The organism is Pseudodesulfovibrio sp. 7M6 (assembly GCF_050058625.1).
Taxonomy (GTDB): Bacteria; Desulfobacterota; Desulfovibrionia; order Desulfovibrionales; family Desulfovibrionaceae; genus Pseudodesulfovibrio; species Pseudodesulfovibrio salinus.
This window is the reverse complement of record NZ_CP188816.1, coordinates 3,567,971-3,593,157: the sequence shown is the minus strand read 5'-3', so window position 1 is coordinate 3,593,157 and position 25,187 is coordinate 3,567,971. Positions and strand designations below refer to the sequence as shown.

The following is a 25,187-nucleotide window of genomic DNA, read 5'->3' as shown; positions in this document are numbered from 1 at the left end:
GGGATTGGGGGGCCGCTCCTTTCACCCATGAATTTTTAGTAATCCGCTTGCCGCACCTTCAGCCGGTTCTAAATTATAGAAAAACAAGTTGATGGCTGGGTTTCAATTGAGAATTCGAGTTTTCATATTGCCCATGTGTCCGGGATATGCTTTAACTTGGCGCAACAATTGATTTTGTGCCATGTTTTGGCGGGGAGTGCGGGAATTCTTGCCGATGGTAAATTCTGAGGCAAAAAGTCCTGTTTGCCGTGACAGGAACTTGTCTTATGGCTCAAAACTCTGATTTTCCCCTTTTATAATGGAGTTCCTCCTTAGGGAATGGCAATGGTCAATAGTAGGGAGAATATCCGCCCGTTGGCGGACAGGTATGTGTTTTTTTCTTTCGACACATGGGGATCGCGCTACGTGGAAGCTCATTCCGTACTGACGCTTGTCCAGAATATATGCCTGCTGTTGGCAGCGGCGTTGCTGTTCGATGTCGTGGTCGGGCGATGGTTTGCGCCCCGTCCCAAGCTGGGGCAGCTGGCCTCCGGACTCGGCCTCGGGCTGATAGGTATGCTGATCATGGTTACGCCGTGGTCTCCGGCTCCTGGGATATTCATTGATACAAGGGCGGTGCTGCTCGGTTTGAGCGGTCTTTTTTTTGGTGCGGTGCCTACGGCAGTAGCTGTCTTGATTACTGGCACCTATAGGCTGGCCCTCGGCGGTGTCGGTGCCTGGGCCGGAGTCGGGCTGATTGTGCTGGCCGGGGGGACTGGTGTTGTCTGGCGGCATTTTCGGAAAGGGCCTCTGTACTACGTGAGCTGGCTGGAATTTTTCCTGCTGGGAGTGGTGCTGCTTGCGGAGCTTCTGCTCATGTTGCTGACCCTCCCCAGGTGGATGCCCTTCAACGTGCTGCAAAGTGTTGCTGCCGCGGTGTTCCTGCTTTTCCCCATCTGTACCATGCTTGGCGGCAAATTCCTGACCAGTCGGATGCGATGGCACAGTATGGAGCGTCTCCTGCGCGAGCGTGAGGAGATGTTCAGCAAGACCTTTTCCGAGCATCAGGCAGTGCAGATCCTTCTCGATCCCGGAACCGGCATGATTCGGGACGCCAACAAGGCTGCGGAGAAATTCTATGGCTGGACATGCGATGAACTGCGGGGGAAAAGCATATTCGAGATCAACAGTCTGCCCAAGGAGCGGCTGGTGGTCCTGCTGCAACGCGCTCGGTTCGGAACGCAGAGCCGGTTTAATTTCCAGCATTATCTGGCAGACGGATCACTCCGGTACGTTGAAGTCTTCAGCAGTCGGATTTCGGTGCAGGGCAAGGAAATTGTCCATTCCATCATCCACGATGTAACCGGGCGAAAACAGGCGGAAGAGGCCCTGCTGGAGAGCGAGAACCGCCTGCATCTTGCCGTGGACGGGACGGGGCTCGGCCTTTGGGACTGGAATCCCCTCGACGATGGGTTGATTTTCAATGAACGCTGGGCCGAGATGCTCGGCTACACCCTTGCCGAGCTTGAACCAGTGGATGTCATGACCTGGCGGGACCGTTGCCATCCTGACGATCTGGTCGGGGTGGACCAGAGCCTTCATGATCATTTTGAGGGGAACAGGGAATTCTTCGAGCAGGAAGTGCGGATGGTGCACCGTGACGGGCGGCTGCTCTGGATGCTCGTCCGGGGTAAGGTGGTGGAATACTATGAGGGTCGGCCAGCCCGTATGCTCGGCACCATGGAGGACATTACGGAACGCCGCCGCCACCGCGAGGAGATCGAGCGGGAGGTGGAACGCCGCAGAATCCTCATGGACAACAGCAATGACGGAATTCTCATTGTAGACCAGGAGCATCGCATCGTGGAAACCAACCACAGGTTTGCAGAGATGCTGGGATATGCCGAGGAAGAACTCATCGGTATGCAAACCTGGGAGTATGAGGCGAATTATGACGAGGCGGGTGTTCGTAAAGATTTCGACGACCTGAGTTCCGTAAATTTGTTCATGGAGACCCGACATGTCCGCAAGGACGGCACCACGTTCGATGTGGAGTTGAGCCTCAGCGGTTCCGAAGTCATGGGTGAGCGTCTGGTCATGGCCATTGTGCGGGATATCTCCGAGCGCAAGCAGGTGCAGGCCGCACTGGAAATGGAAAAGGAACGGGCCGAGGCCGCCAACCAGTCCAAGTCCGAGTTTTTGGCCAACATGAGCCATGAGATTCGGACACCGCTCAACGGCATTCTCGGTATGCTCCAGCTGCTGCAATCCTCGTCGTTGGATGATGAGCAGAGCGAATACGTGCGGACGGCTGTTCAGTCTTCCCGGCGGCTCAATCGGCTGCTCACCGACGTGCTGGACCTGTCGCGTGTGGAAGCCGGCAAGCTTTCCCTGGAGATCGGCCCCTTCAATCTTTCGGAAGACATCGATCAGGTCTGCGAGATGTTCAATCTTTCGGGACAGAGTGGCGCCGAACTCCTTTGCCGTGTGGACCCCTCGGTTCCGGGCTGGTTGTCGGGCGACTCCAACAGGTTGATGCAAATCTTTATCAATTTGATCGGCAACGCCTTTAAATTTACCTCCGAAGGCTCCATCGAAGTGGCTGCCGAGGAAATACACACGACAACGGACAAGGCCCGGGTGCTCTTTTCCGTATCAGACAGCGGGCTGGGCATTCCACTGGATAAGCTGGGATCGCTCTTTTCTCCCTTTACCCAGGCCCACGAGGGCTATACCCGACAATTTCAGGGGGCGGGGCTCGGCTTGTCCATTTGCAGGCGCCTGGTGGAACTCATGGGCGGGAGCATCTGCATTGATTCCGTTGTCGGCGAGGGGACCATGGTCTTTTTCGTCCTTGAGTTGCCGGTGGTTTCCAGTGAGGAAGCCGCCGGGACCGAGCCGGCGGTGGAGACGCCGTACCTGCCCCTCAATATCCTGCTGGCCGAGGATGACCGGGTCAACCATCTGGCCACCCGCCGTCTGCTGGAAAATGACGGCCATATGGTGGCCGGCGTGGAAAACGGCAAGGAGGCGTTGGTGCGGCTGCGCAAGGAGACTTTCGACCTCGTGCTGATGGATATCCAGATGCCGGTACTGAACGGTATGGATGCGGCGCAAGCCATCCGCAAGGGAGAGGCCGGGGAGGCCTGTTGCGATGTCCCCATTATCGCCTTGACCGCTTATGCCATGGCTGAGGATATGGAGCGGATACTTTCATCAGGCATGGACGGTTATCTCACCAAACCCATGAATATCGAAGAACTGCGCAAGGAACTGGCCCGGATCGGCAAGTAGTAGGGAGAGGCGGGATGCCGCCTATGCGCTGCTTGTGCACAGGGTTGCCCTGGTTGCATTCCCTGCCCCAACAGGCTAGGGTGCGTCTTTGTTTACGCACATAAAATTGAAAAAATATCTGTTTTTATGAAGAGTTACGCCGTCGCTATCTGCCTGTTGCTGCTGTTTGCCACCTCTGCCGCCCACGCTCGTGATCTCGACTACCTTTCGCGCATGGCTCAGGAATCAGAGGTCAAGGCTATTGCCGTTGTCACTGATGTTCAGCGCATGAGCGGCAATCGGGACGGCACACTCTATCAGGTTATCTTTAAGACCATCTACGCCCAGACCCCCTACGTTCCCAATCCGTTCATCGGCTGGTGCAAGACCTACGAATATGCCTGGCAGCGCCGGTCCGAGGACATGGTCTACTTCAAGCCCCGCAAGGGACAGCGGGTGTATGTCACGGTGACTTCCAACGGCGGTTCCATCACCAGCTTTACGCCGCTCACTCCGGCTCTGGAGGCTGCGGTCCGCAACGAACCGTACCGGCTGGCCTACCACAACGGCCGGGCCTCGGTTTTGTCCGACGACTGATCCGTCGCTTACCGGTAAGCTTAAATTTGTCAGCGGGCAATCGTATTTAATTTGACGATAGCTTATCGATATTGTCGAGACTGGCCCCTTCCCAACCTATTTGCTGATCCAGAGCGCCGATGATTTTAGCTGCCGCAGCAGCCGGATGGTCACCGAGCTGGGGAACATGGACGCCATGGGCCCTTGGGCAGACTTGTTGTGTCGACCCACGCCTACGGCCGAGTAGTTGCCTTCCTCCGCCTCCATCAGTGTGGCCTTGACCGGATTGGAGTTCGTGACCAGCTTGATCTGGATGCGCTCCTCGCTGATCCCGTTGTCGGTAAGTGCTGCCAGCCCTTTGTCGAAGATCGCGGTGGCGTCTTTGTCCTGATAGCTTTTTGCCACGTGAAACAGGGTAAAGGTGTGGCTCGACTCCTCAGCCAGCATGTAGCCCGCGTGGTCCGCCATGCGCAGGGATGCCTCGGAGCCGTCCAGGCAGAGCAGGATGTCGCGGCGGAGTCTGGCCGGGGGCTGGCGGCAGATCCAGAGCGGGAAGTCGATATCCTGCCAGAGGATCTCATGGCAGACCGAGTTCTCGAACACCCCCTCGAACCAGGTCATGGCCCGTTTGCCCAGCACGAGAGCATCGTACATGCCGCGATGCGCCTCATCCACCAGCTCACGCACCGTGCCCTTGCGGGAGTGGATAACCTTGGTTTCCACATTGGCGCCGGAGCAGCCTGCAATGTCGCGAATCCAGTCCGCAGCCTGATCCACAGCCTTGACGCCGTGCTCCTTGGTATGAACCTTCATTTCGTCGTATCCCTTTTGGGACGGGATGAGATCCTTCTCGTCGATGGCCCAGCTGGCCTTGCGTGGGGCCACATAAAAAAGAGTCAGCTTGAGATCGCAGAAGTTGTCGAAGATTTCCTTGAGAAAGCGGAGGGTATACGGGGTTGCGTGTTCGTCGCCGATGGCGAGCAGCAGCTCTTTTTGCATAGGGTACTCCTTTAATCCATTGTGTACGACGTGGCGGGAAAAGACAAGCTGCGCCGCTTGTTCTTTGGTTCCTTCACTGGTAATCATGGAAGATGCGCTTCGGTGCAGGTGCCGAAGCCGTCACAGGGCGCTGAAAACGATGGACATCGCCAACGGTTTGAAAAAGGCGAAATGGCCGGAGTGACAAGGGGCGCAACCGTGTGCGCCTGAAGTGTGCCTTCGGCAGCAACAGCCGTTTCCCGGACGATCCACAGCCAGCCCGCAACCCGGACCCTATCAGGGAAGCCATGACCCCCGACCCGATTCGCATCAATCCGACCTCCCGCAGGGAAAAGCGCCGCCGCAAGCGTGAGTACATCATCGCGCTGGTCTTTCTTCTGCTCATTGTCGGCCTGACCTGGGTCGAGCTCAAGTATCTGAGCGGGGATTACTACCTCATCCTCAACCTGCTCATTCTCAATGTGGTCCTGCTGCTCGCCATGCTCTTCTATGTGGCGCGCAACGCCGTCCGCCTCATGCTGGAGCGCCGCCGTCGCGTGCTCGGCTCCAAGCTGCGCACCCGGCTGGTTCTTGCCTTTATTTCGCTCTCCCTCATCCCTACCGCCCTCATCTACCTCGTTTCGGTCAAGTTCGTGCAAACCTCGGTGGACTACTGGTTCAAGGGGCAGGTGGAGGAGTCCATGGAACAGGCCCTGGAGCTGGGCCGCGCCTTTTACGGCTCCGCTCAGGAGCGGCTGGAGCGGCGCGGGGCCAACATGATCGAGGAGATCATCAAGAATCAGTATGCCTGGGGCGGCAAGGCCATGGACAAGTTCCTGCGCAAGAAATTCGAGGAATACGACCTCAGTCTGGTGGGTGTCATCACCCCCGATGGCAATGAGCAGAACACCCACGCCTCGCCCCAGTGGGGCCAGGCCTGGCCCGAGATCAAGGAAAAGATCGATTGGCAGTCGCTCAGGGCCGACCCGCGCGCCTGGACCACCATCGTGCCCAAGCCGGGCAGCGACATGGTGCTCGGCGTCACTCCGGTCGACGAGGGCCGCACGGGCTACCTGGTCATCGGCGAGACCGTGGGGCAGGGGCTGCTGCACCGGCTGGACCAGATCGTTCGCGGCCTGGATGAATACAAAAAACTCAAGACGCGCAAATATCCATGGAAGATGAACCTTTATCTTACCATGGGCGTCATGGCCATGCTCATCATCCTCGGGGCCATCTGGTTCGGATTCCGGCTGGCCAAGGAAATTTCCGCCCCGGTCCAGGCGTTGGCCGCAGGCACAGAGCGCATTGCGCGCGGTGACCTCTCCGTGCGTCTGGAGGACCGCTCGGACGATGAACTCGGCTTCCTGGTCCAGTCCTTCAACCGCATGGCCGCCGACCTGGAGCAGAGCCAGATGTCCGTGCAGCAGGCCAACGAACGGCTGGCCCAGCAGAACCAGGAACTGGAGCGGCGCGGCCAGTACATTGAGGCCGTGCTCAACAACATCACTTCCGGCGTCATCTCCATGGACTCCGAAGGCCGCATCGGCACGGTCAATACCGCTGCGGAAAACATCCTCGGCGTGCCCGGCGTGCTGCTCATCGGTCGTCGGCCGGGCGAGCTGCTCTCCGGCGATTTCTCCTTCATGGTGGCCGAAGCCCTGGGCCAGCTGGACACCAGCCCGGACACCGTCTGGCAGCGGCAGATCGATCTGCCTGTGCGCAACCGCATGGTCAAGGTGCTGGTCAACATCGTCTCCCTGCGCAACGTGGGCGGGCGTGATGCCGGTACCGTGGCCGTCTTCGAGGACATCACCGAGCTGGAAAAGATCCAGCGGCTCGCCGCATGGCGCGAAGTGGCCCGGCGCATCGCCCACGAGATCAAGAACCCGCTGACGCCCATCAAGCTTTCGGCCCAGCGGCTGCAACGCAAATACGGCGAGGAGATCAACGAAAAGACCTTTGAGGACTGCACCACCCTTATCGTCAATCAGGTGGAGCGGCTCCAGAATATGGTCACCGAGTTTTCCACCTACGCCAAGCTGCCGGAAATTCAGCCCCGGCCCGACCTGTTGGCCCCTGTCATGGACGAGGTCGTTATCATGTTCGAGAACACGCACCGCGAAATCCGCTGGAATCTCGAATACGCCACCCCCATTGAGTCCTTCCCCTTTGACCGCGAAGCCATCCGCAAGGTGCTCATCAACCTGCTGACCAATGCCGCCGAAGCACTCCGGGAAGTTGACGATGCCGAGGTCGATATCCACATCCAACATGACAAATCGGCCGGACTCATTTCCATCACCGTGGCCGACAACGGTCCCGGATTGCCCAAGGATTCCTCACGCCTGTTCGAACCCTACTACACACAGAAAAAGGGTGGCACCGGCCTTGGCCTGACCATCGTCCGTTCCATTGTGGCGGACCACAAGGGCCAGGTCCGCGCCGTGCCCAATCAGCCGACCGGTACGGTATTTGTCGTTGATCTGCCCGACGCCTGAGTTTATTCACGCTATCTATAATTGGCTAGCCTATTGCTGTATGTCGTGGTACTGAGTTTGCCCTGTCGTTTTTAAGGGAGGGGAAAGGGTTATGCGCGCAATCATTGTCGGCGGTACCGGCTTCATTGGCCGGAACCTTGTTACCGAACTCATGGGGAACGGTTGGGAGATCGTGGTCCTTTCACGCGCACCAGGTAGAGTGGCCCAGCTCTTTGACAAGGGCGTAATCGGAATGCGCTCCGACAACGGCGACTGGCCCGACATGCTTGGCCCTTCCTGCGTCGTGGTCAATCTGGTCGGCGACAATATTGCCGCCGGGCGCTGGACCTCCAAGAAAAAGCAACGCATCCTCAACAGCCGCCTGGAGGCGGGCGACCGTATTCTGCGCTCCATCCGGCTGGCCGAAAAAGCCCCGGCCGCAGTCATTCAGGCGTCAGCCATCGGCTTCTACGGACCACAAGGCAACGACCCTGTAGACGAGTATTCTCCCTCCGGCACCGGTTTTCTGGCCGATGTCTGCCGCCAGTGGGAAGCCTCCACCGACTCCCTCGACGAGATGGGCATCAGGCGATGTATCATCCGCACCGGCATGGTCCTGGGCCGTGGCGGTGCGCTGGAGCGTATGCTGCCGCCGTTCCGATACTTCCTCGGTGGGCCTCCGGGCACAGGCGAGCAGGGGGTTTCCTGGATTCACATGGCCGATCAGGTCGCCGCCATCCGGTTCCTTATGGAGCACCCGAGCGCGCGCGGCCCCTTTAACCTCACCGCTCCCACGCCCGTCAACTTCAGCTCCTTTGCCGAAACCCTCGGCAAGCTCCTGCACCGGCCCGCCAAGCTCAAGACCCCGGCCTTTGCCCTGCGTGCCCTCTTTGGCGAAATGGCCGACGAAATCCTCCTCGCCGGGCAGTTCGCACTTCCCGCACGCCTTGCCGAACTTGGCTTCACCTTCCAATACCCTGATCTCGCTCCCGCTCTGAGAGACGTACTCGGTCTGGCTGAGTAGAATGCCTCCGGCGGCGCTTGCCAGCGGGGCTTCACCTCGCCGGTGGGGCGTCTCCGACGGCCAGGGCGCTGCCCTGGACCTGCCAAGGGCTGAGGCCCTTGGATCCCTTTCGCCGCTGCGCGGGGTAGGAGCTTGGGGGGTGGGAGTTGGTTGGCTGACGGCTTGGCGGGTACTGGCTATGCGGCGTCCGTGAAGATTTGAGTGAGCCGCTTTTCGCCCTGCCGGGACGAAAAGCGGCTCACTCAAATCTCCACGGACAGTAGCCCCCGCCGTCAGGAGGGAAGGGAGGAGCTTGAAAGGCTCGTCAGGACGGCGGGTTGGAAAAGGAACAGAGGTTGGTCTTTTTTACAGATTCCGTTTGTCTTTTCCCTATTTAAAAAACTTCCCGGTTTGCGCCGGGAAAAGCGGCTGCCGGTGTGATGTTAAGCAGCACGGACCCGGCCCGCTTTTTCCGGCGCAAACCGTTACCCGGCACGGAAGGACGAAACCGTCCGTACCGCAGACATGAACCGTCATGTAAGGCTACGCCCCCGCGAAGCGGCAATGGGATTCTTAAGGCCCTCGGCCTTAAGCAGGTCCAGGACAGCGTCCTGGTCCCGCCGAAGGCGACCCCCGGTAGGGCTGCCGGAGGCCCTCCCTACACACCTAACCCTTCAGGCCAGCACCCGTTTACCGGATCTTCCGGCACATGGTAACCGAGCTTTTCGGCCAAGATGGGTGCGGTCCACCCGGTGATGTCCGGATCATAGGAGAGTGGGCCGAAGCGGAGCAGACCGGAATCCGGGTCGGGGATGGCCCCGGCGAACCCGAGGGGAAGATGCAGGTTGGGGTTGGAATCCCAGAGCGTTTGGCCGAAGGGTGTGTATTGGGTGGCCTTGATGACGGTCCCTCTGGGATTGGTAACGGTTTTGAGCGAACCGTATTGGTCGAAGGCGAGGGCGAAGGTGTCGGTATCGACGGACATTGAGTATGGTGTAATGCTGTTCGTTTTGTAATACAGCGTCCATTCACGGTAGCCGTCGTGGAATCCGGCGAGGCGGTTGTCGTCGCGCCAGAAGTAGGTGGCGACCGGGTCGCCGTTGACCAGTCGCATTTGCAGGCGGCCTTGGGCGTCGTGGCGGTATTCGAGGAGTCGGCCGTCCGCTGTTTCGATGAGGGAGAGTCGACCGTCGGGCTGGTGGTGGTATCTGGTGGTGCCGGTTTTGGTGATGCATGCTGTGCGGAAGCCCTTGGCGTCGTATTCGTAGCGGGTGTCGTCCGCCTGGAGGAGTCGTCCTTTGCGGTCATATTTGAAGACGCGCATGAACGGGGTGCGGCCCACGGCGTAGTCGGCGCTCAGATGATCGTCATCGTATTCCCAGTCCAGCCCCCAACCGTTGGCCGAAAAGCAGCTGGTCAGGCGGCCGGTCCGGTCGTAGCGGAACCGCCATGTCTCGCGGCGGCCGTCGATGCGTTCGGTGCGCGTGGTTATGCGTCCCTGATCGTCGGTCGTTTGTTCCGCAAAGTAGGGGGCGGTGCCTGCCTGTTGTTCCGCCTCGCTTTTGCCGCCCCAGTCGGCGGGCTTGGTTGCCTCGCCCAGGGTATGGTTCCAGGCGAAGCCGAATCCGTTTTCCCAGGGGAGCCAGTCGGCCGGGCGGGTCTCCACCCACCATGCGGAGTGGGGGCCGGTCCACTTGCGTTCCGTGTCGCCTTCTCGGCGCACGGGTTCGAAGGTGTTGTCGGCATAACGAATCCAGAGCCGTTCGAAGGCTTGGGAGTCGGGGTTGAAGACGAATTTGCAGTAACGGTCCTTTTGGTAGTCGGGATGGAACATGGAGCCTCCGCTGGCTTGGCCTCGGGGGGAATTCCCTGGGGCAGCGGTCAGGCTAGCGCCGGTTTTCGGGCGCGGGAAAATCAGTGCCGTGAGGGGGCAAAACGGGTAAAAAGGGTATAACTTGGCGTATTGACAAGGTTCGGGGAAGGGACGGATTTTTCCTTTGCCTTGAATCCTTCGGCCTAGTCCTTTATGTAGAGGGAAGCGGCCGGTTTCGGCTCGTATCACTTCAGCGGACGGAGCACGCGTGGGCGGACAGATACTGATCATCGACGACGAGGAAGGCATCCGGTTTTCGTTGCGCGGCATCTTGGAGGATGACGGCCACGAGGTGGTGGAGGCCGAGTCCGGCGAGCAGGGGCTGGAAGTGCTGGGAACAACGATCCCGGACCTGATATTTCTCGACATCTGGCTGCCCGGCATGGACGGGCTCAAGGTGCTGGACGCCATCCGCGCGGACCACGCCGATATGCCGGTGATCATGATTTCCGGGCACGGCACCATCGAGACCGCGGTCAAGGCGCTCAAGAAGGGGGCCTTCGACTTCATCGAAAAGCCGCTCTCTCTGGAAAAGGTGGTGGCCACCACGCGCAACGCTGTGGAGTTCTCCCGGCTGCGGCAGGAAAACCAGGCGCTCAGGACGCGCATCTGTTCCGAGCATCCGGCCTGTCTGACTGGTGAATCGGAGGCTATCCGTACTCTCAACGAAGTCATTTCCCGCGTGGCACCCACGGATTCGTGGGTGCTCATCACCGGTGAGAACGGCACCGGCAAGGAGATTGCGGCCCGGTCCATCCACGCCCAATCCGGCCGGGCGGACAAGCCCTTGGTGGCGGTCAACTGTGCGGCCATCCCGGAAGAGCTTATCGAATCCGAACTGTTCGGCCATGAAAAAGGGGCGTTTACCGGCGCGGAAAAGGCCCAGGCGGGCAAGTTCGAGCAGGCGGACGGCGGCACCTTGTTTTTGGACGAGATCGGCGACATGAGCCTCAAGACGCAGGCGAAAATACTGCGCATCCTTCAGGAGCAGGCGTTCGAGCACGTGGGCGGGCGCAAGTCCATCCGGGTGGATGTTCGGGTCATTGCGGCCACCAACAAGGATTTGCTGGCCGAGATCGAGTCCGGCAACTTCCGTGAGGATCTCTATTACAGGCTCAAGGTCTTTCCCCTGGAGCTGCCTCCGCTGCGCGAGCGCGACGACGACGTGCTGCTGCTCATCCGGGATTTCATCGACGCCCTGGTCCGGCAGCATGGGTTCAAGCCCATCAAGTTTGATGCGGCCGCCGAGGAGGCGCTCAAGGCATATCACTGGCCCGGCAATGTCCGTGAGCTGAAGAATTTCGTGGAGCGCATGTTCATCATGTTTGCCGGAGACATCGTGACTCTGGACCGCCTGCCGCCGGAAATTCGCGAGGACGTCCCGAACCTGTCGCCCGTGCGTTCCGCCGGGAATGGTGAAGATGAGGCGGAGGAGGATTTCGATTCCTTGATCGCGGAAGGCCCTTCGGACCTCAAGGAAGCCCGCGCGCTTTTCGAGGCACGGTTTTTGGAAGCCAAGCTCAAGGAATTCGAAGGCAATATTTCCCGGCTGGCCAAGGCGGTCGGGCTGGAGCGCAGTTCGCTCTATCGCAAGCTCAAGGCCTACAGAATTCAGACAGACTAGAAGGGCCCCCCTTTACACCGGCACGGTCAATGCCCATACTCTTACGAGGCGGTACGAATGGTTCGTGCCGTCCGGTTAACCATGGAGCGGATCATGTTTTGGGACCCGGATCGATATGAGCGGTGGTTCGACACTGCTCCGGGCCGTTTCGCGTTGGATCGCGAAGCGCGTCTGTTGCAGTCGGTTCTGGCCGGGTGGCCGCGCAGGGGGCACAAACTGCTCGAAATAGGCTGCGGCACCGGCCTGTTTTTGGAGGTGCTCTACCAGATGGGACTGGACGTGACCGGACTGGACGCCAGCCCCGCCATGGTCGAGGCCGCGCGGCAGCGGTTGGGCCAGCGTGCGGAAATCCATCAGGGTAACGGTGAGCTGACACCTTATGCGGATAATGAATTCGACTATGTTTTTCTCTGGTCCGTGCTCGAGTTTGCCGAGAACCCGGAAGCCATGCTGGCCGAAGCTGCCCGCGTGGCGGAGAAGGGACTGCTCATAGGTTTTTTGAACAAGAATTCATTCTATTATCTTATGAATGTCCGCAAATCATCGGGCAACATGAGCCATGGCCGGTGGCAGACCTGGTGCACCATGCAGGACCTGATCAGGCGGTCGACCGGCTATCGGCCGACCCTGGCCCGGTCCGTGCTCCCCGGCCCCGTGCAAACTTGGAGCGAATCCGGCGTGGGCAACTGGGTCAACAGCCGCCTTTACCCCCCCTCGGTGGGCGCTTTCACCGCTGTGCGCGTTGATTTTGTCAACATGAAGCCGCTGACGCCCCTTTTCGCCTGGAAAAGAGAGCCTGAATTGGGGTAACTGACCTTTTTTAGCCCACTTTGGGCTTTTCCCCGTATGGCAAGCAAAACGGCACCCAGGTTATCCTGGGTGCCGTTTCAAATTATATCGATCTGTTCGAAAAGGACGGGGAGGCGTTCCGACCTATTCCTCGCTGATGGCGTTGAAGCCGCATTCGTCTTCGCAAGCGCCGCAATCGATACAGTTTTCGTTTACTTCGTAATAGTTTTTCCCCTCAGGGTGGACGATGGCCTCGGCAGGGCAGGCGCTCTGACAGGCTCCGCAGAACTGACATTCATTGGGATCGATCTTATGCATCATTGCTCCTTCGCTCTAAAGTTACAAACGTGTAAATGCAGAGGCAATATGCTTATTCCAGCTGCGAGTGATATGTCAATAAAGCAATCTGTTGTGAGTTTAGAACAAGTCGAAGAAAGATGAATTAACTTTTTTGCTGTGTGCGACCTGATTCCTCTTGCCAAGGTAAGGTCGAAGAAACAACGGTGGCAAACAGGTGGGATCGCGGACTGTGCGGCTGTTGCTTCAAGAGGATACCGGGCGGTCGGCTAATGGCGGCCAGTCGCCGCCATTTCTTGCCTTCGCTATTGTCCCAGTACGGCAGCGGCCAGCTTGGGGAGCAGGGTCCCGGCCTTGCCCTGAAGGTAATAGTCGCTGGTATTGTAGGTATAGAGTGAGTCTTCGCGGTTGATCTCGATAACAATACCGCCCGCGTTCTTGACCAGGATGGGGATGCGACCGGCCGGGGCCACCTGCCCCCCTGTGCCGACCACAAGGCAGCAATCGCTGTGTTTGGCCAGATCCGTCGCGGCACGGTGGACGTCCTCCGGCACACCCTCGTTAAAAAATACCACATCCGGCTTGAGCAGTCCGCCGCAGGCCGGGCAAGGAGGCGGCAACGTGCCCAGGTCGATGGTCTCGGTATTGAAGAAAGCCCGGCAGCTCATGCATTGCACCCGCCGGAGCGCACCGTGATATTCATACACCGTCTCGCTCCCCGCCTTCTGGTGCAGTCCGTCCACGTTCTGGGTAACCACAGCCACAAGACGTCCGGCCCGCTCCAGCTTTGCCAGCGCCAAATGCGCCGCGTTCGGTTGCCGATCCTCCATGCCCGAATAAAAGATCTTCTTGAGCATGGGCCAGACCTCGCCCGGATATCTCTTGAAATACCCCTTATCGAACAACTCCGGGTTGTATTTGTCCCAGATGCCCCCGGGCCCGCGAAACGGCGGGATACCGGACTCCACCGAAATCCCCGCGCCGGTAAAAGCAATGGCACACCGCGCATTGCGCAGCGCCTCGGCAGCATTCTCAAGTGCATGGTTGGACATGGCTGGTTCCTCGGTTTCTCTACCCTGTTCCACAAACTGGCACAGACTACCGCAATGGCTCCGTTTGCTCAACTTGCGCGAGTTGGAGGGAGGCCTTCGGCTGCACTGCCAGCGGGGTCACCTCGCCGGTGGGGCGTCTCCGACGGCCAGGGCGTTGCCCTGGACCAGCCAAGGGCCGAGGGCCCTTGGATCTCCCCGGTCCGCTGCGCGGGGCAGGAGCCTGGGGGGTGGGAGTGGGTGAGTGTGAGGTGTGGCGGGTATTTACATTTTAATGTTTCTTGGTGTTACACGGGAGCATCCGTGAATATCGGGAACTATTTTACACACTTTCCTCTGGGTTTAACTCGCCATATTTACCACGAAATCATGGTGCCCGTCGAAAATGATATTGGGGGACACGGGGAGAGAGAATTGCCGGGCCGCTTGCCTGGGGAGTGCTCCATTATGAAAGGCTTGGCTTGATCTGCTGACGGGCCAGGTGGTATGCCATTTTTTAATAAATATAGAGGAAGTGGTTGATGCTATATGCTCATACGTTGAAGGGGAAGCCCCGGTCGGAGTGGCAGCCGTTGGAAGAGCATCTCACGGCTGTATCGAACCTATCGGCTCAAGCCGCAGCCCTGTTCGGGGCGGAGGAGTGGGGCAGGATTCTAGGGTGGCTTCACGACGTGGGAAAATGCAATCCGGCTTTTCAGCTTCGTTTGACCGGTGAGAACAGGAGCCACGCCGATCATAAGGGAGCCGGAGCGCGGTTGCTGGACGGTCTGGGCACGGGATTCGGGCGCATCGGGGCGTTTTGCGTGGCCGGGCATCATGGCGGCTTGCCGGATTATTCGAATACGGAAAACGGGCGGTCCTTGAGAGAGGTCATCAAAAAAGCGTATCCCCTGCCGGACGGTGATCCCGATCCGTTTAAAGGGCATGAGGAGCCGGCCTTGCCGTTTGCGCCGGACGATCCGTTTCAGCTTTCCTTTTTTACGCGCATGCTCTTTTCCGCGCTGGTGGATGCGGATTTTCTCGATACCGAACGGTTCATGGACCCGCAAAAGAACGGTTGGCGCGTGCCGGGACCGTCACTCACCCAACTAGCCGAGGCTTTGGACAATTACCTTACCGGAATTCAGAAGCCGGGGCGCATCAACAAGCTTCGCGCCGAGATTTTGGCCGGTTGCCGAAAGGGGGCCACACTCGCGCCCGGACTGTTCACCTTGACCGTGCCCACCGGTGGGGGCAAGACGCTCTCCTCCATGGCCTTCGCCCTGGATCACGCCCGCCGCCACGGTCTGCGCCGGGTGGTCTACGTCATCCCCTACACCTCCATCATCGAACAGAACGCGTCGGTTTTCAGGGGGGTGTTCCGGGAGCACCCCGGCGCGGTCATCGAACACCACAGCACATTCGACCCCCGCAAGGCCTTCGGTGAGGAGGATAACACAGGGGAGTCCGCCGAGACCCGTCGCCATCGGCTGGCCTGCGAGAATTGGGACGCGCCCGTGGTTGTCACCACCAACGTCCAGTTCTTTGAGTCGCTCTTTGCGGCCAAGCCCTCGCGTTGCCGCAAGCTGCACAATCTGGCCGGGTCGGTGATCATTTTGGACGAAGCCCAGATGTTGCCCGTGGATTTCCTGGACCCGTGCCTGCGCGCGCTGGAGGAACTGACCGTGAATTACGGATGCAGTGTGGTGCTGTGCACGGCCACCCAGCCAGCCCTGCGTCGCGAGGATTTTTCTGCCGGGCGGAAGGGGGGTGTTCACGGCCTGCCCGGACTGGTGGCGGAACGCGAACTGGCCCCGGCCCCGGATCGGCTGCACGCGGCCTTCCGGCGCACCGAGCTGCGCGACCTGAACGAACTGGGCCTGGCGGATGTGGCGACATTGGTTCGGGAGCGGGAACAGGTGTTGTGCATCGTCAATACGCGTGCCCGCGCGGCAGCGTTGTTCGACATGGTGCAAGACGAACCGGGGGCGTGCCACCTGAGCGCGCTCATGTGTCCGGCTCACCGGTCAAGGCGATTGGCGGAAATTCGGGAGATGTTGAGAGCCGGGGACTCTTGCCGGGTGATTTCCACGCAGCTCGTCGAGGCGGGCGTCGACATCTCGTTTCCCGAGGTGATCCGCGAGATGGCCGGGCTGGATTCCATTGTCCAGGCCGCCGGACGGTGCAACCGTGAGGGCGAACACGAAGGGTTGGCTCCGGTGTCGGTCTTTTATCCGGCCGAAGGGGCAGGCCACTTCGCGGCCCAGGCGGAACAGGCCGCTTCCGCGCTGCGCAACATGGAAGCGGGCGGGGACCCGTTCTCCCCGGAGGCGATCCGCCACTATTTCCGGCTGCATTACTGGCTTCAGCCTTCCCTGGACAAAAAGGACGTGCTCCGCCACCTGGACAGCCCCGGCCTGGAGTGGCGTTTCCGCGAGGCCGCGCGTCTGTTCAAGCTGATCGACAACCAGTCCATGCGCCCGGTGATCATCCCGTGGAACGATCGGGCGGAGGACCTGCTGGACCGGCTCCATTTCGCCGAGCGTCCGGGCGGCGTGTTGCGGGAATTGCAGCAATACACGGTGCAGGTTTACGAGAACCAACTTGCCGCCCTGAACGACGCCGGGGCCATCGAATGGGTGGCGGATACCTACGCGGTACTTTGCAAGCCGGAGTTGTATGACGACCGGCTCGGGTTGACGATGCCGGGGGAGTGGCGGGCGGAAGATTTTCAAATGTAGGAAATACGACAAGGAGGTGGCCATTGTGCAAGGTATAAAACTCAAAGTCTGGGGCGATTACGCCTGTTTCACTCGCCCGGAGCTGAAGGTGGAGAGGGTGAGTTACGACGTGATCACGCCTTCCGCCGCCAGGGGCATTTTGGAGGCAATTTACTGGAAACCGTCGATCCGCTGGGTGGTGGACCGCATCCACGTCATGCACCCCATCCGGTTCGATAACATCCGCCGCAACGAGGTGGAGGCCAAGGTGCCGGTCAAGGGCGGCTCGGGTGTGAATGCGGCCATGAAAGGCGGGACCGAGCCGTTGCGCCTTTATATCGAGGACAGCCGCCAGCAGCGGGCCGCCTTGATCCTGCGCGACGTGGAGTACGTCCTTGAGGCGCACTTCGAATACACGTCGGATGAGGACCGCAACGACGGCAAGCACCTGGAAATGTTCAACCGCCGCGCGGCCAAGGGACAGTGCTTCCACCGGCCCTACCTGGGCTGCCGCGAGTTTGCCGCGTTTTTCGAGCCGGTGAAGGGCGAGGTCCCGGCCTCCCCCCTGGCCGACGAGGAGTCGCGCGACCTTGGCTGGATGCTCTACGACATCGACTATGCGAACGGCATGACCCCGCTCTTTTACCGTCCGGCTCTGGAGCGCGGCGTGGTCGAGGTCCAGGCGGCATTGAAGCGAGAGGGGACGGCGTCATGATCCTCCAGGCATTGAACGACTATTACGAGCGGATGCTGGCCGATCCCAGGATTGACGTGTCGGAGTTCGGATTCGGGCAACAGGGGGTGCATTTCGCCTTGCCGCTCGACCGTAACGGCAACCTTGTGGGCCGTCCCTTGGACCTGCGCGACGAAAAGGGGCGTGCCCGGCGCATCGAGGTGCCCGGCCCGGTCGGGCGTACTGTTGGCGTCGCCTCCAATTTCGCCTGGGACAACACCGGTTACGTGCTCGGCGCGGATGGCAAGGGCAAGCCCGAGCGCACCGCCGACACCCATGCATCGTTCAAGGCGCTGGCGGCCGAGGTGCTGGAGGGCGTGGAGGATGAGGGGGCTGCGGCGCTGCTCGCCTTCCTTGAGGGTTGGGACCCGGAGCGGGCGCCTGAATTGCCGGATTGGGAGACAGTGATCGATCAGAACATTGTCTTTATGCTCGACGGCGAGCCCGGTTTCCTGCACGACCGCCCGGTCTTTCGCGAGGCCTGGGTGCGCCATCTGGAATCTTCGAAGGGCGGGGAGAAAGGCATGTGCCTGGTCACCGGCGAAACCGCGCCCATCCCGGCCACCCATCCCAAGATCAAGGGCGTGATCGGGGCGCAGACCGCTGGCGCGTCGCTGGTTTCCTTCAACTTTGACGCGGCCAAGTCCTTTGACAAGGACCAGAATTACAACGCCCCGGTCTCGGAGCGGGCGGCCTTTGCCTACACCACGGCCCTGAACCTTCTGCTGGCCCCGGACAGCCACCGCAAGTTGCGCGTGGGCGAGACCACCGTGGTCTTCTGGGCCGACGCGCCGGGCGAGGCCGAATCCTTCTACAACTACGCCATGGGCGGCAAGCCTGCGGAGGACAAGGACCAGGCCGAACGCCTGGAGGGCTACCTCGCGGCCGTGGCCAGGGGGAAGTTCCCCGAGGAATTGGGCGACGCCAAGACGCCGTTTTACGTGCTCGGCCTCTCGCCCAACGCGGCCCGGCTCTCGGTGCGCTTCTGGCAGGTGTCCACCGTGGGCGGCATGGCGGAGAACCTGGGCAACCACTACCGCGCCCTGGCCCTGCAACGGCGGTTCGAGAGCGACCCTGAGCACCCGAGTCCGTGGCAGTTGCTTCGCGACCTGGCTCCGCAACGGGATTCCAGGAACCTGTCGCCGCTTCTCTTCGGCCAGCTTGTCCGGTCCGTCACCCAGGGGCTGCCTTACCCGCAGACCCTGCTCTCCGCCGCCATCGGCCGCATCCGGGCCGACAAGGAAATCAACTACCTGCGGACGGCCGTTATCAAGGCCTTCCTGGTCCGCAACAATGACAACGAGGAGATAACCATGGCTCTGAACAAGGAAAACAGGGAGACCGGCTACCTGCTGGGCAGGCTGTTCGCCACCCTGGAGCGGACCCAGAATACCGCCCTGGGCAACGTCAACGCCTCTGTGCGCGACAAGTATTTCGCCTCCGCAGCGGCCACGCCGGGGTTGGTGTTTCCCATCCTCATCCAGAACGCGCAGCACTGGCTATCGAAAATGTCCAAGGATAAGGAGAGGCTGGCACGCTACTACAACGGGATCATCATGGAGATCGTGGGCGGCCTTGACGACAAGCAGGGCTACCCCAGGACGCTCCAGCTTGGGGATCAGGGGTTGTTTACCATCGGCTACTACCAGCAGATGCAGGATTTCTTCACCAAAAAAGAAAAGAATACGGAGGACTAGATTATGACCGCCATTAATAACCGCTATGAATTCGTCTACCTGTTCGATGTGGAAAACGGCAACCCCAACGGTGACCCGGATGCGGGCAACACCCCGCGCGTCGACCCGGAGACCGGCCACGGCTTGGTCACGGATGTCTGCCTCAAGCGCAAGGTCCGCAACTTCGTGGATATCGTGAAGCAGGGCGGAGAGGGCTACAACATCTATGTGGCCGAGAAAGGCGTGCTCTCCACCTCGCGCGAGCCCGCCTACAAGACCGAGGAGGTCAAGAAGCTCAAGAAAAAGGATGAGCAGATCGCCGCGGCCCGCAGGTGGATGTGCGAGAACTTCTTTGACGTGCGCACCTTCGGCGCGGTCATGTCCACCAAGGAGAACAACTGCGGCCAGGTGCGCGGTCCGGTGCAGTTGACCTTTGCCAGGAGTATCGATGCCATCGTCCCGGCCGAGGTGTCCATCACCCGCATGGCCGTGGAGACCGAGAAAGAGGCCGAGGCGCAGTCCGGCGACAACCGCACCATGGGCCGCAAGCACATCGTGCCCTATGGCCTGTATCGCGCCGAGGGGTTTATCTCCGCGCATCTGGCGCAGGGCGACAAGGGTACCGGATTCTCCGACGAAGACCTCGAATTGTTCTGGCAGGCCCTGGCGGGCATGTTCGACCATGACCATTCCGCCGCCCGGGGTAAAATGAGCGCGCGCGGCCTCTACGTTTTCAAGCACAAGGATGCTCTGGGCAACGCTCCGGCCCACAAGCTCTTCGAGGCCGTGACCGTCTCCCGCAAGGATGGCGACGGCCCGGCCCGCTCCTTTGGCGATTATGCGGTGTCCGTGGATGAATCCGCCATTCCGGACTCCGTCTCGCTGGAGGTGAAATTCTAGCCCATGGACGATACGACCCTGCCTCTTTCCGCCCTGCAGCACTACCTGTATTGCCCCCGGCAGTGCGCGCTCATCCATGTGGAAAAGGCCTGGAGCGAAAACCGGTTCACTGCCGAAGGAAGGTTGATGCATGCCCGCGCCGATTCCGGGGCTCCCGGACGGCGCGGGGGTGTCGCCGAGGACCGGGCCGTGCCCCTGCGTAGCGACCGGCTGGGCCTGTACGGCATTGCCGACGTGGTGGAGATGCGCCCCGGCCCGGGCGGGCAGGAGGTGCCGTATCCTGTGGAGTACAAACGGGGCAGCCCCAAGGTGGAGGACTGGGACCGGACTCAGCTCTGCGCCCAGGCCATGTGTCTGGAGGAGATGCTCGGCGTGGACGTACCCGAGGGGGCAATATTCTACGGTAAGCCCCGCCGCCGGGAGCGGGTGGTCTTTGACGCCGACCTGCGCGGGTTGGTGGAGAGGACCTGCACCGGGATGCGGGCCATGATCGAGAACGGCTGCCTGCCTGACGGTGTGCGCGGCAAGCGATGCCGGGGGTGCTCGCTCAAGGATGCCTGCATGCCCGGCGTCTCCCGGCGGGTCGAGCGCTACCTCCTCAAGGGGCTGGAAGAATGAAGAAACTGCTGAATACTCTCTATGTCACGTCCCAGGGGTCCTATCTTTCCAAGGACGGGGAATGCGTGGTGGTTCGCACCGAGGACGGGGAAAAACGGCGGTTTCCCGTTCACGTGTTGGACGGTATTGTCTGTTTTGGCAATGTGTTGTGCAGTCCTTTCCTGCTTGGTCATTGCGCGCAAAGCGGGCTGTCCGTGTCTTTTCTGACGGAAAACGGCCGATATCTGGCCGGGGTCAACGGCCCGCAGAACGGCAACGTACTACTGCGGCGCGCCCAGTATCGTGGAGCAGACGACGCCAAGACCTCGGCCATGATCGCGCGGTCGATCATTTCGGCCAAGGTGGCCAATTCCCGCACCGTCCTGCGCCGATGTCTGCGGGATCACGGCGACCGAGTGGACGAGGAACGGATGCGGGCCGCAATCGCCGTGCTCAACGAAAGCGCTGACCACCTGCGCGGTCCCATTGAGCTCGACGTAGCCAGGGGGGTGGAGGGACAGGCGGCAAACGCCTATTTCGGCGTCTTTGACGAGATGATAATGAAGGACGAGCCGGAATTCCGTTTCGAGGGGCGCAACCGCCGCCCGCCGTTGGACGTGGCCAACTGTCTGCTCTCGTTCGTGTATACGCTTCTGGCCCATGACGTTCGTTCCGCCCTGGAGGGGATGGGTCTTGATCCTCAGGTGGGCTTTCTCCATCGCGATCGGCCGGGGCGGCCGGGGCTGGCCTTGGACCTGATGGAGGAGTTCCGGTCATTCATGGCAGACCGCCTGGTGCTTTCGCTCATCAACCGAGGCGAGGTGGCGGCCAAGGGCTTTGTCGTCAAGGAGAGCGGGGCGGTCTTCATGGACGACGACACGCGTAAGACCGTGTTGACGGCCTGGCAAAAGCGCAAGCAGGACGAGGTGTTGCATCCATTTTTGGAAAAACGCATTCCGCTGGGAATCGCCTTTCATGTTCAGGCGCGATTGCTCGCCAGGCATCTGCGTGGCGATTTGGACGGCTATCCGCCGTATTTTTGGAAGTGAGTCATGCTGGTACTGGTGACCTATGACGTGAGTATGGAGGATGCGACCGGGCCGCGCAGGCTGCGGCGCATCGCCAAGATATGTGAGAGTTTCGGCCAGCGTGTCCAGTATTCGGTATTCGAGTGCGTCGTGGACCCGGCTCAGTGGGCGGGCTTGAGGGGACGCCTGCTTGAGGCGTATGACGAGGAACGCGATAGCCTTCGGTTCTATTTTCTCGGCAGCAACTGGCAGCGGCGTATCGAGCACCATGGGGCCGGGGCCTCCTATGACCCCGAGCAGGACGTACTGATTTTGTGAGCCGCGAACCCCAAGCTGTCGGCAAATCTCCGGGAGATTCGCGGAGTGGATTTGTTTTTGTAGTACAAGAGGTTATCAGCAACGCCCTGCTTGGCAGGGCATAAAACCGGAGCGCACCGGCTTAGGTTCGCGGTAACTCGGCTCAGAAGCGTTGCCACAATTAGGCCCGAGCGCCCACAGTCGCCCCCACACGGGGGCGTGGATTGAAACCTTGCCGCCGTGGGCCACGATCACGTCGGGCCAGAGTCGCCCCCACACGGGGGCGTGGATTGAAACAATGTCTTCGAAGTTGTCGTCCTTAAGGGCAATGTCGCCCCCACACGGGGGCGTGGATTGAAACAGCGAGGGCGCCATCAAGCAGCTCTCGGGCGGAGAGTCGCCCCCACACGGGGGCGTGGATTGAAACGTCCCTGATGAGGGCAAGCGCGTGGACCTGGACGGTCGCCCCCACACGGGGGCGTGGATTGAAACGGCTATGCCGATGCCGCCGGATACCTCGACCACCGGTCGCCCCCACACGGGGGCGTGGATTGAAACCGCCTGCCCTGTTGCAGTCCAAGGCTCGTCAGGGTCGCCCCCACACGGGGGCGTGGATTGAAACCCCTGGTCAACGAACAGCCCGTCGGCTACGGCGGCGTCGCCCCCACACGGGGGCGTGGATTGAAACGAATTCGACGGTCTGACATGGCGGCTTGGCGATCGTCGCCCCCACACGGGGGCGTGGATTGAAACGGGGTCGACATGAGTTCGGCGAAGATTCCCGACGTCGCCCCCACACGGGGGCGTGGATTGAAACGCAATAACCTGGGAAAGACCGATACCGAGCAGCTTGTCGCCCCCACACGGGGGCGTGGATTGAAACCTCTGCTGTCTGGTCCGGACCGCTGATAACCGCGGTCGCCCCCACACGGGGGCGTGGATTGAAACAGACCTCACCTGCACCTGCTCCGACTGGACGAACCGTCGCCCCCACACGGGGGCGTGGATTGAAACACCGGAGAATACGACCTCCTCCGCCCAGGCGATGGTCGCCCCCACACGGGGGCGTGGATTGAAACTTGGCCTGGGCCTTGTCCAAAGCCGAGATATCCAAGTCGCCCCCACACGGGGGCGTGGATTGAAACATACTCACCCATCAAATACAACGACTCACTCCAACTGTCGCCCCCACACGGGGGCGTGGATTGAAACCGGCCCGGCGTGGTGACGTATCTGCGCGGTGAATGTCGCCCCCACACGGGGGCGTGGATTGAAACCATCACAACCTCCAATCCTCATTTTGCAGGTCAGTCGCCCCCACACGGGGGCGTGGATTGAAACCTCATAGCTGCCGCAAACCGTCCAAGGGTCGTAGTCGCCCCCACACGGGGGCGTGGATTGAAACAATGAAGTCAACCGAAAGGCTATGCTGGACACAGGTCGCCCCCACACGGGGGCGTGGATTGAAACATCCGCTTGGCGGCATCCAGCGCCGGTGTACGGTTGTCGCCCCCACACGGGGGCGTGGATTGAAACCTTTCCGGAACCCAACAAAACAGTCCCCTGTTGGTCGCCCCCACACGGGGGCGTGGATTGAAACCAATTCCGACACGCAGCCGTATGTTTTGAGCCATGTCGCCCCCACACGGGGGCGTGGATTGAAACATCCGCGAATGCCTGGACGTGCACGTGGATGCTCCGTCGCCCCTACACGGGGGCGTGGATTGAAACTTTCAAAATACCGATGCCCCAACCGCATGGTCCCGTCGCCCCCACACGGGGGCGTGGATTGAAACACCGTCGGGATATTCATAGCAGGGACTGACCCGAGTCGCCCCCACACGGGGGCGTGGATTGAAACTTTGTGGTCCGGGCCTGGGCCAAGTCCGGCGAGTCAGTCGCCCCCACACGGGGGCGTGGATTGAAACATGGACATGCTGCCGACCGCCTCCTTTGGCCGTGGTCGCCCCCACACGGGGGCGTGGATTGAAACGGTAGCCGGGATTTGCACCGGGTATGCAGGTCCAGTCGCCCCCACACGGGGGCGTGGATTGAAACCCGTCGTGCGCCCAACGGCCGGGCAGAGTCTATTGTCGCCCCCACACGGGGGCGTGGATTGAAACGAGTGAGGACGACTCTCATTATAGTCCCGTCGCCAGTCGCCCCCACACGGGGGCGTGGATTGAAACAAGCGCTGCCCCGGTGAAGTCCGCCTCTCGGAGGTGTCGCCCCCACACGGGGGCGTGGATTGAAACCCGAACGCTGCCGACCCACGGCCCGGTATTTGTCACGTCGCCCCCACACGGGGGCGTGGATTGAAACAGTCCCTCCCTAATATTTGATGATCGGCAAATAGGTCGCCCCCACACGGGGGCGTGGATTGAAACCAAGGGGCGAACCTCGAAAGGGCGAACCTCCAAGGGGTCGCCCCCACACGGGGGCGTGGATTGAAACATTCTGTGAATCGGCATCGTGTCTTTCCTCCGTGGTCGCCCCCACACGGGGGCGTGGATTGAAACACCGCGACGGAGGTAAACCCGCGCTTGGCGAGTTGTCGCCCCCACACGGGGGCGTGGATTGAAACGCGAGATGACGAATTCGCCAATGTTATTTGGGATGTCGCCCCCACACGGGGGCGTGGATTGAAACCTGTTGAACGCAAGGTGTGCATATCCCGGAAGTGGTCGCCCCCACACGGGGGCGTGGATTGAAACAGGTACAACGACCGGTTATTCTCAAGCTGCGGGATGTCGCCCCCACACGGGGGCGTGGATTGAAACGTTGCGCATGGCTAGGCCGCATCCTTTTTGCTGTCGTCGCCCCCACACGGGGGCGTGGATTGAAACGTATCCTTCCGCAACCCTTCGTACCCTGACTTGGTCGCCCCCACACGGGGGCGTGGATTGAAACTTCTGATCGGGGGTTAGCTCGATCAGCTTTTTAAGTCGCCCCCACACGGGGGCGTGGATTGAAACCCGACACCTGAGACGGCCCGGCGAGGAACAACGTGTCGCCCCCACACGGGGGCGTGGATTGAAACCGGAATATGTTTGTCTTGTGACGTTCCACCGTCGTCGCCCCCACACGGGGGCGTGGATTGAAACATGGTCGAGCTTGAAGAGTTGTTCGGCCTTGAAGGGTCGCCCCCACACGGGGGCGTGGATTGAAACCGGCGTTAACTCCAACACCATCCACCTACTTGCTGGTCGCCCCCACACGGGGGCGTGGATTGAAACTGACCGACGCGGGTCTGATCGTAGGCGGTCGTGGGTCGCCCCCACACGGGGGCGTGGATTGAAACGAACGAGTCCACTTCTCGACGTACAGCCCGACAGG

17 protein-coding genes and 1 CRISPR repeat array (1 of these 18 cut by a window edge) are annotated in these 25,187 nt (G+C 60.7%); of the genes, 13 read left to right on the top strand and 4 right to left on the bottom strand.

Annotated features, from left to right (window positions below; all coding sequences use genetic code 11):
- The first annotated feature begins 324 nt into the window (after window positions 1-324).
- Window positions 325-3,273: a PAS domain S-box protein gene (locus ACI0FG_RS16800; RefSeq protein ID WP_419786161.1), complete on the top strand. Its 2,949-nt coding sequence runs from the start codon at window positions 325-327 to the stop codon at window positions 3,271-3,273.
- 126 nt (window positions 3,274-3,399) lie between these two features.
- Window positions 3,400-3,849, top strand: a complete 450-nt coding sequence (locus ACI0FG_RS16795) for a hypothetical protein (protein ID WP_419786160.1) — start codon at window positions 3,400-3,402, stop codon at window positions 3,847-3,849.
- A 96-nt stretch (window positions 3,850-3,945) separates the two neighbouring features.
- Here ACI0FG_RS16795 and ACI0FG_RS16790 read toward each other — a convergent pair whose 3' ends face one another.
- Window positions 3,946-4,827, bottom strand: a complete 882-nt coding sequence (locus ACI0FG_RS16790) for a universal stress protein (protein WP_419786159.1) — start codon at window positions 4,825-4,827, stop codon at window positions 3,946-3,948.
- A 287-nt stretch (window positions 4,828-5,114) separates the two neighbouring features.
- Here ACI0FG_RS16790 and ACI0FG_RS16785 point away from each other — a divergent pair, with 287 nt between their 5' ends.
- Together ACI0FG_RS16785 and ACI0FG_RS16780 are read left to right on the top strand one after the other, a co-directional pair.
- Window positions 5,115-7,307, top strand: coding sequence for a sensor histidine kinase (locus tag ACI0FG_RS16785; protein ID WP_419788407.1), 2,193 nt, complete (start codon window positions 5,115-5,117; stop codon window positions 7,305-7,307).
- Window positions 7,308-7,398: 91 nt separating this feature from the next.
- Window positions 7,399-8,310 carry a TIGR01777 family oxidoreductase gene (locus tag ACI0FG_RS16780; protein WP_419786158.1) on the top strand — a complete coding sequence of 304 codons (912 nt, stop codon included), beginning with the start codon at window positions 7,399-7,401 and terminating at the stop codon, window positions 8,308-8,310.
- Between the two features lie 637 nt (window positions 8,311-8,947).
- Here ACI0FG_RS16780 and ACI0FG_RS16775 read toward each other — a convergent pair.
- Window positions 8,948-10,123 (bottom strand): RHS repeat domain-containing protein, encoded by a 1,176-nt coding sequence (locus tag ACI0FG_RS16775; RefSeq protein WP_419786157.1) that lies wholly within the window; start codon window positions 10,121-10,123, stop codon window positions 8,948-8,950.
- A gap of 247 nt (window positions 10,124-10,370) precedes the next feature.
- Here ACI0FG_RS16775 and ACI0FG_RS16770 point away from each other — a divergent pair, with 247 nt between their 5' ends.
- Both ACI0FG_RS16770 and ACI0FG_RS16765 read left to right on the top strand, forming a co-directional pair.
- Window positions 10,371-11,786 (top strand): sigma-54-dependent transcriptional regulator, encoded by a 1,416-nt coding sequence (locus tag ACI0FG_RS16770; RefSeq protein ID WP_419786156.1) that lies wholly within the window; start codon window positions 10,371-10,373, stop codon window positions 11,784-11,786.
- Between the two features lie 57 nt (window positions 11,787-11,843).
- Window positions 11,844-12,596 carry a class I SAM-dependent methyltransferase gene (locus ACI0FG_RS16765; RefSeq protein WP_419786155.1) on the top strand — a complete coding sequence of 251 codons (753 nt, stop codon included), beginning with the start codon at window positions 11,844-11,846 and terminating at the stop codon, window positions 12,594-12,596.
- A gap of 123 nt (window positions 12,597-12,719) precedes the next feature.
- On the opposite strand, the gene ACI0FG_RS16760 is transcribed toward ACI0FG_RS16765, so the two are convergent.
- Window positions 12,720-12,896 carry an indolepyruvate ferredoxin oxidoreductase subunit alpha gene (locus tag ACI0FG_RS16760; RefSeq protein WP_419786154.1) on the bottom strand — a complete coding sequence of 59 codons (177 nt, stop codon included), beginning with the start codon at window positions 12,894-12,896 and terminating at the stop codon, window positions 12,720-12,722.
- A gap of 281 nt (window positions 12,897-13,177) precedes the next feature.
- Window positions 13,178-13,924: an SIR2 family NAD-dependent protein deacylase gene (locus ACI0FG_RS16755; RefSeq protein WP_419786153.1), complete on the bottom strand. Its 747-nt coding sequence runs from the start codon at window positions 13,922-13,924 to the stop codon at window positions 13,178-13,180.
- A gap of 518 nt (window positions 13,925-14,442) precedes the next feature.
- Between ACI0FG_RS16755 and cas3 the strand changes: the two genes are divergently transcribed.
- From cas3 to cas2, 7 genes are read left to right on the top strand one after another with little or no spacing between them, the layout of a single operon-like run.
- The gene (cas3, locus tag ACI0FG_RS16750; protein WP_419786152.1) at window positions 14,443-16,641 is read left to right on the top strand and encodes a CRISPR-associated helicase Cas3'; all 2,199 of its coding nucleotides are present in this window, start codon (window positions 14,443-14,445) and stop codon (window positions 16,639-16,641) included.
- A 22-nt stretch (window positions 16,642-16,663) separates the two neighbouring features.
- Complete coding sequence (gene cas5c, locus ACI0FG_RS16745) at window positions 16,664-17,335, top strand: type I-C CRISPR-associated protein Cas5c (protein WP_426816449.1); 672 nt, start codon at window positions 16,664-16,666, stop codon at window positions 17,333-17,335.
- Window positions 17,332-19,050 carry a type I-C CRISPR-associated protein Cas8c/Csd1 gene (gene cas8c, locus ACI0FG_RS16740; RefSeq protein ID WP_419786150.1) on the top strand — a complete coding sequence of 573 codons (1,719 nt, stop codon included), beginning with the start codon at window positions 17,332-17,334 and terminating at the stop codon, window positions 19,048-19,050. The genes cas5c and cas8c overlap by 4 nt, the downstream gene beginning before the upstream one ends.
- A 3-nt stretch (window positions 19,051-19,053) precedes the next feature.
- Entirely contained in the window at window positions 19,054-19,929 is an 876-nt protein-coding gene (gene cas7c, locus ACI0FG_RS16735; RefSeq protein WP_419786149.1) for a type I-C CRISPR-associated protein Cas7/Csd2, read from the top strand.
- Between the two features lie 3 nt (window positions 19,930-19,932).
- A complete protein-coding gene (gene cas4 / locus ACI0FG_RS16730; RefSeq protein WP_419786148.1) occupies window positions 19,933-20,547 on the top strand; it encodes a CRISPR-associated protein Cas4 in 615 nt (204 codons plus the stop codon).
- Window positions 20,544-21,575, top strand: a complete 1,032-nt coding sequence (gene cas1c / locus ACI0FG_RS16725; protein ID WP_419786147.1) for a type I-C CRISPR-associated endonuclease Cas1c — start codon at window positions 20,544-20,546, stop codon at window positions 21,573-21,575. Before cas4 ends, cas1c begins: the two co-directional genes overlap by 4 nt.
- 3 nt (window positions 21,576-21,578) lie before the next feature.
- A complete protein-coding gene (cas2, locus tag ACI0FG_RS16720; protein WP_419786146.1) occupies window positions 21,579-21,872 on the top strand; it encodes a CRISPR-associated endonuclease Cas2 in 294 nt (97 codons plus the stop codon).
- A gap of 179 nt (window positions 21,873-22,051) precedes the next feature.
- A CRISPR array of direct repeats spans window positions 22,052-25,187; the repeat unit is 31 nt; unit sequence GTCGCCCCCACACGGGGGCGTGGATTGAAAC (it continues 429 nt past the right edge of the window).

Excerpts from the sequence above, each read along its gene's own strand:
- cas1c (WP_419786147.1), top strand. The coding sequence starts at position 20,544 with ATGAAGAAACTGCTGAATACTCTCTATGTCACGTCCCAGGGGTCCTAT.
- ACI0FG_RS16785 (WP_419788407.1), top strand. The coding sequence starts at position 5,115 with ATGACCCCCGACCCGATTCGCATCAATCCGACCTCCCGCAGGGAAAAG.
- ACI0FG_RS16800 (WP_419786161.1), top strand. The coding sequence starts at position 325 with ATGGTCAATAGTAGGGAGAATATCCGCCCGTTGGCGGACAGGTATGTG.
- ACI0FG_RS16765 (WP_419786155.1), top strand. The coding sequence starts at position 11,844 with ATGGTTCGTGCCGTCCGGTTAACCATGGAGCGGATCATGTTTTGGGAC.
- cas3 (WP_419786152.1), top strand. The coding sequence starts at position 14,443 with ATGCTATATGCTCATACGTTGAAGGGGAAGCCCCGGTCGGAGTGGCAG.
- ACI0FG_RS16795 (WP_419786160.1), top strand. The coding sequence starts at position 3,400 with ATGAAGAGTTACGCCGTCGCTATCTGCCTGTTGCTGCTGTTTGCCACC.
- ACI0FG_RS16780 (WP_419786158.1), top strand. The coding sequence starts at position 7,399 with ATGCGCGCAATCATTGTCGGCGGTACCGGCTTCATTGGCCGGAACCTT.
- ACI0FG_RS16755 (WP_419786153.1), bottom strand. The coding sequence starts at position 13,924 with ATGTCCAACCATGCACTTGAGAATGCTGCCGAGGCGCTGCGCAATGCG.
- ACI0FG_RS16760 (WP_419786154.1), bottom strand. The coding sequence starts at position 12,896 with ATGATGCATAAGATCGATCCCAATGAATGTCAGTTCTGCGGAGCCTGT.
- ACI0FG_RS16775 (WP_419786157.1), bottom strand. The coding sequence starts at position 10,123 with ATGTTCCATCCCGACTACCAAAAGGACCGTTACTGCAAATTCGTCTTC.
- cas8c (WP_419786150.1), top strand. The coding sequence starts at position 17,332 with ATGATCCTCCAGGCATTGAACGACTATTACGAGCGGATGCTGGCCGAT.
- ACI0FG_RS16790 (WP_419786159.1), bottom strand. The coding sequence starts at position 4,827 with ATGCAAAAAGAGCTGCTGCTCGCCATCGGCGACGAACACGCAACCCCG.
- cas7c (WP_419786149.1), top strand. The coding sequence starts at position 19,054 with ATGACCGCCATTAATAACCGCTATGAATTCGTCTACCTGTTCGATGTG.
- cas4 (WP_419786148.1), top strand. The coding sequence starts at position 19,933 with ATGGACGATACGACCCTGCCTCTTTCCGCCCTGCAGCACTACCTGTAT.
- cas2 (WP_419786146.1), top strand. The coding sequence starts at position 21,579 with ATGCTGGTACTGGTGACCTATGACGTGAGTATGGAGGATGCGACCGGG.